General features: G+C 47.0%; 5 protein-coding genes, 3 pseudogenes and 2 other annotated features. Of the genes and pseudogenes, 3 read left to right on the forward strand and 5 right to left on the reverse strand.

The window, feature by feature from the left end; all coding sequences use genetic code 11:
- The first annotated feature begins 52 nt into the window (after window positions 1-52).
- The 3 genes and pseudogenes from C9889_RS06265 (at window position 53) to C9889_RS10460 (ending at window position 2,487) form a co-directional block, all read left to right on the forward strand.
- Window positions 53-1,429 (forward strand): FAD-binding oxidoreductase, encoded by a 1,377-nt coding sequence (locus C9889_RS06265; protein WP_129598045.1) that lies wholly within the window; start codon window positions 53-55, stop codon window positions 1,427-1,429.
- A pseudogene (locus tag C9889_RS10455) lies at window positions 1,426-2,061 on the forward strand ((Fe-S)-binding protein); the annotation flags it as partial. The gene C9889_RS06265 and the pseudogene C9889_RS10455, both read left to right, overlap by 4 nt.
- 105 nt (window positions 2,062-2,166) lie before the next feature.
- Window positions 2,167-2,487, forward strand: coding sequence for a heterodisulfide reductase-related iron-sulfur binding cluster (locus tag C9889_RS10460; RefSeq protein WP_318531592.1), 321 nt, complete (start codon window positions 2,167-2,169; stop codon window positions 2,485-2,487).
- Here the strand turns inward: C9889_RS10460 and C9889_RS06275 are convergent.
- The 5 genes and pseudogenes from C9889_RS06275 to C9889_RS06295 form a co-directional block, all read right to left on the reverse strand.
- Entirely contained in the window at window positions 2,383-3,954 is a 1,572-nt protein-coding gene (locus tag C9889_RS06275; RefSeq protein WP_129598047.1) for a hybrid sensor histidine kinase/response regulator, read from the reverse strand. The two genes, C9889_RS10460 and C9889_RS06275, sit on opposite strands and share 105 nt — an antisense overlap.
- Before the next feature lie 75 nt (window positions 3,955-4,029).
- Complete coding sequence (locus C9889_RS06280; RefSeq protein WP_129598049.1) at window positions 4,030-5,868, reverse strand: YgiQ family radical SAM protein; 1,839 nt, start codon at window positions 5,866-5,868, stop codon at window positions 4,030-4,032.
- A gap of 9 nt (window positions 5,869-5,877) precedes the next feature.
- Window positions 5,878-6,573, reverse strand: a pseudogene (locus C9889_RS06285) (MBL fold metallo-hydrolase).
- Window positions 6,524-7,281 (reverse strand): annotated as a pseudogene (locus C9889_RS11480) (TatD family hydrolase). The pseudogenes C9889_RS06285 and C9889_RS11480 overlap by 50 nt, the downstream one beginning before the upstream one ends.
- A 5-nt stretch (window positions 7,282-7,286) precedes the next feature.
- Window positions 7,287-8,804: a 2-isopropylmalate synthase gene (locus C9889_RS06295; RefSeq protein ID WP_449405484.1), complete on the reverse strand. Its 1,518-nt coding sequence runs from the start codon at window positions 8,802-8,804 to the stop codon at window positions 7,287-7,289.
- A 479-nt stretch (window positions 8,805-9,283) separates the two neighbouring features.
- Window positions 9,284-9,773, forward strand: a sequence feature (16S ribosomal RNA rRNA prediction is too short).
- 20 nt (window positions 9,774-9,793) lie between these two features.
- Window positions 9,794-9,982: a sequence feature (16S ribosomal RNA rRNA prediction is too short), on the forward strand.
- The last annotated feature ends 29 nt before the right edge of the window (window positions 9,983-10,011 follow it).

The raw sequence follows: 10,011 nt of genomic DNA on the forward strand, positions 1-10,011 counted from the left end.
GTTTTCTACTCAATCACATAATATTGATCAATACATTACAGGTTGAACGCATATGCTTCTTAACAGGCTGAAGGAGATAGTCGGCGATAAAAACGTAAGTAATTCGGCCTCGGACATTTGTTGCTATTCTTCGGATGCCTCCCAGGTAAAGGGTCGTCCTGAATATGTGGTACGCCCGCATAATTCAGAACAGGTAAGCAAGATAGTAAAACTTGCTTCTGAAAATGAAATGCCTGTGGTGGCTCGGGGTGCTGCCAGTGGGCTTGCAGGTGGCGCAGTACCGGTCCGTGGTGGAATTGTGCTGGATATGAGCGGTATGGATGAGATTATCGATATAGACATTGATAATCTGCAGGTAACTATCGGACCCGGGGTCGTGCATTCCAGGCTAAACGAAACCCTGAAACCCTATGGTTTCTTCTTCCCTCCCGACCCGGGCAGTACTGCTATGTGTACTCTGGCGGGCCTTATAGCGAACAATGGCAGCGGAATGCGTTCCGTGAAATATGGGACTACGAAACGTTATGTGCTGGACCTTGAAGTAGTTCTTGCGGACGGCAGCATTATAAGGACCGGTTCAAGAACACTAAAAACGGCTTCAGGTTATGATCTGACAGCCCTGATGGTAGGTTCTGAAGGAACCCTGGGCATAATTACTGAGGCGGTTTTGAAGATTCATCCCCTGCCCCGTGCCAGGCTGGTAATTCTCCTCTCCTTTGATAGTGCGGAAAAAGCGGGAGGCGCAGTTGTGCGTATCCTTTCCTCAGGTACAATCCCCTCCGCCTGTGAAATACTTGACAGTACCACTATACGTGCCCTGAAATCCTATGATCCTACTCTTGATATCCCTGATGCAGGTGCGATTCTTATGGTTGAGGTGGACGGTTCAGAAGGTGCGGTCTCCGAGGCTTCAGAAATGGTGAAAAAGGTATGTGAAGGGATTGCAGATGACATACGTGCGGCAAGGGATGAACAGGAAAGTGATCGCATCTGGGCCGGTCGGCGTATCGTGGGGGCGGCAATAAGTCGCCTGGATCCCCTGCGCAATCGGGTTTATGTAGGGGAGGATGTCGGTGTGCCAATAAAAAAGATACCTGAGATGATCGTGAATGTACACAGGATATCCGATGAAGTAGGAATTCCTATCATGATATATGGTCATATAGGAGATGGCAATCTGCATACCGGCATGAGTATAGATATGCTCAGTGAGGAAGAATGGGACAAGCTCCACAGGGCTGCTGACCTTATCTATCGAAAGGCAATAGAACTGGGGGGTACGGTCTCCGCAGAACACGGAATTGGTGGTGCACGCTCGGAATATATGGAACTTGAGCATCCTACATCCCTGCCGGTAATGTCCCTTATCAAGAAAGCCCTTGATCCCAAAGGAATCCTCAATCCCGGAAAATTGGGGGTGGATAAATGAATGATGAAGATCGCAGGTCAATCCTGAAATGTGTGCACTGTGGAACCTGCAGGGCTTATTGCCCGGTATTCAATGAATATGGCTGGGAATCCACCAATGCACGGGGCCGGATGCTCATTGCCCAGCAAATCGATGATGATTCGGATATTGATGACAGTTTCCGTTTTTCCCTGGATACATGTACAACCTGCGGGATATGTGAGCAAATGTGCCCTTCAGGGGCAACACCTCCGGATATAGTTGAAAATGCACGTGCAGCTGTTGTACGCAAGGCCGGAGCCAGCAAGGCTCAGGAAAAACTCAAAAAGGACACTGTTGAATGGGGCAATACCCTGCGCGAATCCCGGCAACGCCTGCACTGGCTAGAACCGACAGAGAGGGAAGAACTACCTGATAAATGCGAATATGTTTATTTTGCAGGCTGTATGACTGCATACAGATATCCGGAAGTTGCACGCAAGACCTTTGACATCCTCAGGAAATTCGGGGTGGGTGTTTTGCAGGACGAGGTATGCTGTGGTTCCCCTCTGCTTCGCACAGGCTCTGATGCCTCCGAATTGATCTAGCACAACATGGAGCAGATAAAAAAGAGCGGGGCAAAAACCATAATCACAGGATGTGCTGGTTGCTACACTACCCTGAAAAAGGATTATCCCGATGAGTTTGAGGTACTTCATTTATCCGAGTTTTTAGAACAAAAACTCGATGAACTTGATATCCACAAACTTGATATTTCCGTGTCCTATCACGACCCCTGTCATATAGGCAGGGCGCATGGTATATACGAAGCACCTCGCAATGTTATCAGGCGTATATGCAATCTTGAGGAGATGGACACCCACCATGAAAATGCGCGCTGCTGTGGTGGCGGAGGTGGTGTGAGGAGAAGTTTCTCAGATCTTTCCCGCTCCCTTGCCTCCAAAAGACTGGATGAGATTCCAGAAAAGGCCGAATTACTCGTAACTTCCTGTCCCCTGTGCCGTTCCAATCTTGAGATGGCTGCAGAAGACCGTGAGCTCATAGACCTTATTGAGCTGCTTGAAAAGGCCATCTGTTAATTTTGAAGTGACGGGAGTTTCACGAAAATTTGTGTGAGGCTTTCGCTTTCTGTTATTTCCAGTTCTCCTTTGTGTGTGCCGATTATTTCCCTGCAAATACGTATTCCTGCATCGTCCATGTCTTCCTTCAAGAGGAGATGGGTTGTGTTCGACTTTGTCTGGTAATTCAGGCACATATTCTATACAGATATCGATATTTTCGCCCCCTTTCAGGGTTGTGATGGATATCGTGGAATCTGCCGGGCAAAACCTGATGGCATTATCCATCAGGTGGAGGAATACTCTTCTGAGGTAATTATAGCTGCCAGAAATTTCACAGACGTGTTCATCAAAGCAGGTATCTACAGTAATCCCCTTTTCCCTGATTTGAATGGAAATGTCCTGTAGTATTTCTTTTAAAAATTTGTTTATATCCAGGGGGCTAAAGGAATATCGTATGTTCTTTCTGGCTGTATCATTTGCATAAAACAATGATTCTACGAGTCTGTGAAGAAATATTGAATTGCGAGAGATGGATTCCATGGCTTTTTTCTGTTCTGGACCAAGTTCTCCGAGCCTTTCTTTGTTGAGCAGGTCACTGAAGCCTTTGAGGGATATCATGGGAGTGCGAAGTTCATGACTGGTATTGGCAATGAATTCTTTTTTGACCTGATCAATAGTTTTTAGTTCTTCATGGGCCTTTTTGAGTTGCTCTTCAGTTTCTTTTTGGGCAGTAACATCTTCGCCGGCAACTACTATTTCTCCAACTTCTCCCAAATCATCCCTCAAAACAGTCTGGCGCCAGCGAATTAATCTTTTTTCCCCTTTGCGGTTTATAATATGATTTTCCAGGTATTCGGGTATGCCCTTTTCTTCATTGAGTAGTCTTTTGAATTGCTTCTTGACCTTTATTTTTTCCTCTGCAGGAACAAAACTGTCTATCCAGTTTTTTTCCTTTAGTACGGAGGTCTCATATCCCAGCACCTTTGCAGTTTTTTGGTTCGCAAGCTTGATATTCATATGCCTGTCCAGGATTATCATTATGGAACCTGCCGTGTCTATGTACTTGAGGGCCAGGTCCCTTTCCTGGCGGATCTGCTCCTGCAACCCTTTTATTTTTAGCAGGGTCTCAATACGGCTCTTAAGTATGAACTCATCAACCGGTTTCAGGACAAAATCATCCGCACCATTATTGAAGGCCCTGATTTTTTCTTTCCTATTGTTTATGGCTGTTACGATGATCAGAGGTATGGCACGTGTATCCTGGCGTTGCTTTATGATTCTGCATATTTCATGGCCACTGATATCATTCAGGTTAATATCCAGCAATATCACATCAGGATTTGTTTTTTCTATGATTCCCAGGCTGCCAATTCCTGATTTTGCCTTTGTTATGGTATACTCTGCCTGCAGCATCTTCTCGATAATATCTATGTCTTCAGGCTTGTCATCTGCTATCAGTATTTCTAATTGCTTCTTTTGAAGCATGAACTATCTCCTACACAGCACATATATATGCAGAGTATATATACATATAGTTATATAAAATTTCTTTAAAAAAGTTCATTTCTTTTTGGGTTCCCACATGCCGCTTTTGCCGGAAATCAGACATTTCCAGCTGTTACCCACAAGATCCATCCGGTCTGCCTTTTTTAGAGCTTCAAGAATATATTTGCGATTTCGTTTATCCCTGTAATGGAGGATTGTGCGCTGGATCTTCTTGTCTCTTCGTGACGTGGCAACTTCTATATTTTCCCCCGTGAAGGGGTCAATGCCGGTATGATACATGCAGGTGGATGCTGTCATGGGGGTTGGTGTGAAATCCTGCACCTGCTCACTATACAATTTATTATCGCGTATGTATTCGGCAGTTTCGATCATCTCTTTTAGCCCGCAACCCGGATGGCCGGACATGAGATATGTCTGGAGGTATTGCTCTTTGCCCAGTTTCTTGTTGATTGCTGAATACATTTCCACAAACTTTTCAAAAACATCTCTGCCCGGTTTCCTCATACTGTCGGTGACTTTTTTTGAATAATGCTCCGGTGCCACAGCAAGTCTTCCACTGACATGCTTTTTACATATCATTTCCAGATACTCAGGTTGGGTCAGGGCAAGGTCGTAGCGCACACCGTAAGTTATGAAAACTTTTTTCACCCCGGGAATTTGTTCCAGGCGGTTTAGTAGTTCCATGTTTTTGCTGTGGTCAGTATTCATTGACGGGCAGACCTCGGGGTAGAGGCAGAACTTGTCGGTACACACTCCTTTGTCTTTCCAACGGGAACATTCCATTGAATACATATTTGCGGTGGGCCCGCCCACTCCATTGATATTTCCCTTGAAATCTTTCATTTTGGTGAGGCTTTTTGCCTCTCTTAAGAGTGATTCAATACTCCTGGAATTAACCATGCGGCCCTGATGATGGGCGATGGCGCAGAAGGAACAGGCACCAAAGCAACCCCTGTGGGTAGTGAGGGAGAAGCGCACCGGCTCAATAGCAGGGATGTCTTCTTTGTAAGCGGGGTGTTTTTGTCTTGTGTAAGGTAACTCATAAACTTCATCCAGTTTTTGGGTTTCAAGAGGTTTTGCCGGAGGATTCTGGACAATGATAGTTTTGGGGTGGGGCTGGACCAGTATTTTCCCATTTCCCGGATTTTGCTGCTGCCAGAGGGTTTTGTAATTTCTGGCAAAGGCTTCCTTTTCTTCTGAAACCGTAGTGTAGGATTCCAGTTCGATATAATCCATGCCTTTAAGTTCTTCTTTCCAGGTCTTCACCGGGGTTTTCCAGACTGTACCGGGAATGTCCTTTATTTGTTTGATATCTTCTCCTGCCTGCAATCTGCGTGCGATTTCTTCTGTCTGGGTTTCGCCCATCCCATATATCAGAAGGTCTGCCGGGGCATCTGCAAGAATTGATTTCCTTACTTTTCCTGACTGGAAATCATATTGTGCCAGTCTGCGCAGGGAGGCTTCTACGCCCGCAATCACAATAGGGGCATCCGGATATGCCTGATGTATGCGATTGGAATATACAATGGTAGCCCTGTCCGGTCGCATACCAGGGCTGCCTCCCGGAGAATACATATCACGTTTACGTGGCTTGAGGGATGGTGTATAGTTGGATACCATTGAGTCCATGTTGCCGGCGGTTGCAGCAAAGAAAAGTTCCGGTTTTCCAAGTTTCTTAAACTCTTCCGGTTTATCGTGGGCAGGCTGGGCTATTATTCCTACTCTAAACCCTCTGGCTTCAAGGAGGCGGCCTATCAGGGCGGCCCCGAAGGAAGGGTGATCAACGTATGCATCGCCTGTAACTATGATTATGTCAAGGGTGTCCCATCCCCTCTGATGCATTTCTTTTTTTGACATGGGGAGGGGCTTTGATGTTTTCTTATCGTGTTTCATTGTTATGGATCACCATATGGTCCGGGATGTGCGCATTGAAAGCTGGATCTGGCGGTTGGCATCACTTTTTACCACCGGGCCATGGCCGGGATAGAGGGTTTCTACATCTATTTCTGCCAGCTTTTCTATGGATTCTGTGAGTTGTCTGGCTGAGCCTCCTTCAAAATCCGTGCGCCCAAATCCGCCGGATGCAAAGACTGTGTCGCCCGAGAACAGGCTTTTGGAAAAAGGTTCGTAGAGACATATGCCTCCGGGAGTGTGGCCGGGTGTGTGGATTATCTAAAGGGCTTCGATTTCGTCTAATTTGATCATATCCCCATCTTCATAGAGAATATCCGGCTCAATAGCAGGCGCTTTCTGGCCGAAGAATGTTGATACGCTTCCCATATCATCCGCAAGCATGGGCTCATCTGCCCTGTGGACACCGACCTTTGCCCCACTGAGCTCCACAAGCAGAGGCACAGCAGCTGTATGATCATAGTGGCAGTGAGTCAGGATTATCAGTTCCAGTTTACTGAGGTCTATATGACTTTCAATTTCCCGGGCAAGTCTTTCTCCGTTCAGCCCGGTATCGATGAGGATACTGTCATTTATAAGGTAGGAGTTTGCATCATTGGTGGTGGCATTGCATTGTATGACTTTCATGTAAATCCCTTTAGATTTTGAATGCGGTATAGGTATTTTTCCGTGTGATTTCTGCCACATCGGCAGGTTCCATGTCCTTTATTTCTGCGATTGTATTTATCGAATCGACCAGGAATGTGGGTTCATTACGTCCTTTGCGCGGTGAAAGATAAGGGCTGTCTGTTTCTATCAGCATGAGTTCTTCAGATACTGTGGCAGCGATTTCTTTGTGATGGCTGGAGAAGCAAACCAGGGTAGGTATGGATATATAGTGGCCGGCATCAGTTATTTTTTTCATTGTTTCAAGGGATCCTCCATAACAGTGAAAGATCACCCTGTCCAGATGGCCTGCCATTGCAAGCGCTTCTTCCTCGGCGTCCCTGCCATGGATAACCAGCGGTTTTGCATGGTTCTCTGCAATCCTGATGACCTGTTTAAATACTTCTCTCTGTTTTTGCGTAAAGGTTCATCGGTGCAGTGGTAATAGTCCATCCCTGCTTCTCCGATTCCTATGACTGTGGGGGCATACTCATCAAGCTGGGAAAGGACTTCCAGTACCCTGTCTTTATCGGGGTTGGTGGCGAGCATGGGGCTTAACCCTATTGTTGGGTGGATGCAGTCATGGGTTTTGGCCAGTTCAAGGGTTGAAAAGTTGGTTTTCAGGTCAACACCCGAGTTGATCATTTCCTTTACCCCAGCTTCCTGTGCATGGAGGATAACCTCTTCCCTGTCGCGGTTGAACTTGGAAATATCAAGATGACAGTGTGAATCAATAAAATAAGGTAACATGTTCCTCACTTCTGGAGGAGCATGTTAATAGCGGTTACGAGTGCTTCAACGGATGCATATACAATATCTGCACTTGCCGAACGTGCGGATACTATCCGTCCGTTTTCATCCTGTACGCCGACTATCACTTCTGCAACGGCATCCGAACCTCCGGTTACCGCTTCAATGCGGAAGTCATGGATGCTTATGGTGGCGTGTTCCCCGATTATACCGGTTACTGCCTTGAGTGCTGCATCAACGGGTCCGATTCCGATGTTTGAAAGAATCTTTTCTTCATCGTTAACCAGTGCTTTCACAACTGCTGTAGGTGTTGTGACATTACCCGTCATTACAGATAGCTCTTTGAGGTCTATTGCAGGCTTGCCCATTGGTTTGTGCATTACTGCACAGGCAATTGCGTACAGGTCGGCATCTGTCAGGCGTTTGCCCTTGTCTGCTATTGTTTTAACCTTCTCTATGATGTGATTGAGTTGTTCATCATTGGGGTTAAGGTTGGCAGCTTCAAGGGATCTGCGTACTGCATGTTTGCCGGCATGTTTGCCCAGCACGATACGGCGCGTGTGGCCCACCATCTTTGGGGTCATTATGCCCGGTTCAAAGGTATCAGAATTCTCAAGGACACCATGGGTATGGATTCCTGATTCATGCGCAAATGCATTCTCGCCAACAACCGGACGATGGGCTGTAATAGGAACGGTTGTATAACGTTCGACCATTCGTGCGGTTTCAACGATATATTCTGTATTGATATTCAGGTTGGCGCCGTATATGGATTTGAGGCTCATGACCGTTTCCGCCAGGTCTGCATTGCCAGCTCTTTCACCAAGGCCATTTATCGTCACCTGTGCCTGGTTGGCGCCCGCTTCAATTGCCATCAGACTGTTTGCCACAGCAAGCCCGAAGTCGTTGTGGCAGTGTGTATCGATTGGTATACTGATCTGCTGGCGAAGATCACTTATCATATTGTACATGCCCGATGGGGACATGACGCCCACGGTGTCCGGCACATTGATGATGTCACAACCGGCTTCCTCTGCTGCCCTGTAGATTGCTACAAGGTAGTCGATATCGGTCCGGGTGGCATCCATGGCAGAAAACATGCATCTGAGTCCATGGTCTTTTACATATCCCACGGCCTCGGTGGCCATTTGTTGCACTTCCTCACGACTTTTGCGTATGGTGTGTTCCCTCTGGATGTCCGATGTGGAGACGAAGGTGTGCACCATGTCCACTCCTGCGTCTATACAGGCGTCGATATCCTTTGTGAGCACCCGGGCAAGGCCACAGACCTCTGAAGTTAGGCCTGCATCGGCTATGGATTTAACCGACTCCTTGTCTCCTTCGGATGCTATTGGAAAACCTGCTTCAATCGTATCTACCCCAAGCTTATCAAGCTGAGTTGCAATACTGAGCTTCTGTTTTGGGGTTAGGGATACACCAGGGGTTTGTTCCCCGTCGCGAAGAGTAGTATCAAAAATGGTTATTTCTTTATTTCTAATCGATTCAGCGCTGTAAAAAGCGATCCCTCAGTTGATTCTTCGCATACATAATAAATCCCGCAAATTACTTTGCTTTTCTACTATTTATATTTGCGTGTTATTTATGTTTGGATTCAGGGAATCCATGTGAGGGCCTTGTCACGAAATCTATATATATTATGGTGGTATCTTAGGGCTGCTTTCGATGACCTGATTCATGCGCGAACCTTGCTGGTTTGTCGTGTGAATTGTTCCGGCTTTGCCGGATCAGAAGGTTTATATACCAAAAGCGATATTCATGTGTTCCCGCACAATACGTGTGTGGAAACATAATCACCTTCATATCAATGGAGACAGGAGATAACAATTCTGTCTGACTCACGCAATGGCAGTTCGGTGAATTCTGATCGTTAGTATTAAGAATTCACTGTGCAGGGCCTTTAATCAGCATCATGTTGTTTAACAGGTACCCTGCCAACAATTTCCTTTAACCTTCAAAAGGTGTGCTAGAAATAATTAAAATTCTGGTTGATCCTGCCAGAGGTTACTGCTATCGGTGTTCGACTAAGCCATGCCAGTTAAATGTTCTTCGTGAACATAGCGGACTGCTCAGTAACACGTGGACAATCTGCCCTTGGGTTCAGCATAACCCCGGGAAACTGGGGATAATTCTGAATAGATCACATATGCTGGAATGCTTTGTGATTTAAAGATCCGTCGCCCAAGGATGGGTCTGCGGCCTATCAGGTTGTAGTGGGTCTAGAGTACCTACTAGCCGACGACGGGTACGGGTTGTGAGAGCAAGAGCCCGGAGATGGATTCTGAGACATTAATCCAGGCCCTACGGGGCGCAGCAGGCGCGAAACCTTTACACTGCGGGAAACCGCGATAAGGGGACACCGAGTGCCAGCATACAATGCTGGCTGTCCACATGTGTAAATAGCATGTGATAGCAAGGGCCGGGCAAGACCGGTGCCAGCCGCCGCGGTAACACCGGCGGCCCGAGTGGTAATCACTATTATTGGGTCTAAAGGGTCCGTAGCCGGTTTAATCAGTCTTCCGGGAAATCTGACAGCTCAACTGTTAGGCTTCCGGGGGATACTGTTAGACTTGGGACCGGGAGAGGTAAGAGGTACTACAGGGGTAGGAGTGAAATCTTGTAATCCCTGTGGGACCACCAGTGGCGAAGGCGTCTTACCAGAACGGGTCCGACGGTGAGGGACGAAAGCTGGGGGCACGAACCGGATTAGAT

This window comes from Methanohalophilus profundi (assembly GCF_004137855.1).
Taxonomy (GTDB): Archaea; Halobacteriota; Methanosarcinia; order Methanosarcinales; family Methanosarcinaceae; genus Methanohalophilus; species Methanohalophilus profundi.

Excerpts from the sequence above, each read along its gene's own strand:
- C9889_RS06265 (WP_129598045.1), top strand. The coding sequence starts at position 53 with ATGCTTCTTAACAGGCTGAAGGAGATAGTCGGCGATAAAAACGTAAGT.
- C9889_RS06275 (WP_129598047.1), bottom strand. The coding sequence starts at position 3,954 with ATGCTTCAAAAGAAGCAATTAGAAATACTGATAGCAGATGACAAGCCT.
- C9889_RS06280 (WP_129598049.1), bottom strand. The coding sequence starts at position 5,868 with ATGAAACACGATAAGAAAACATCAAAGCCCCTCCCCATGTCAAAAAAA.